The 508-nt window shown below is 59.6% G+C and carries 1 pseudogene; it reads left to right on the top strand.

What is annotated here, in order from left to right:
• A pseudogene (locus ACH65_RS20910) lies at positions 1-216 on the top strand (hypothetical protein); the annotation flags it as partial.
• Positions 217-508 lie beyond the last annotated feature (292 nt).

Consider the following 508-nt stretch of genomic DNA (forward strand, 5'->3'; position numbering starts at 1 on the left):
GGCCGCTACTGCCTCAATGATCTCCACCAGGCGGCCGGCGGGGAGCCGAAGCATGGGCCGGACAGGTTCATGCACCTGGAGTCCAGTCCGGAGATAGTGGCCGAGATTTCTAATTGCCCAGATGTGGCGAATAAGCCGGTGGAGATGTCCACGCAGGAACTGGTCACGGAGTTAAAGGACGAAAATCCGTCCTTTGAACCTGTCTCGTTCTCTTGATGCGACCAAGGCCGCCGATACTGACTTGAGCGAACGCATGCGGGCATGTAGTTTCCCCGTTTCAGTAACAGGGGAACCCTCGAATGACCACTAGCGCCTCACGGATGCGCGCATTCTCGTGTCTAGCTCTCGCCCTCTCACTGGCGGGATGCTCCACACACTCATCGAATCTTCGCCTCGGCAATGAGGCTTCCCTAGGAGCGTGGGCGGCAGGAACGGAACATCGGTAAAGTTGCCGTCATGCCGACGACCTACCGCCCCTACGCCCCCGACCAACTCCTGCTGCTGCCGC

Origin of the sequence: Frateuria defendens (assembly GCF_001182895.1) — a bacterium.
Classification (GTDB): domain Bacteria; phylum Pseudomonadota; class Gammaproteobacteria; order Xanthomonadales; family Rhodanobacteraceae; genus Frateuria_B; species Frateuria_B defendens.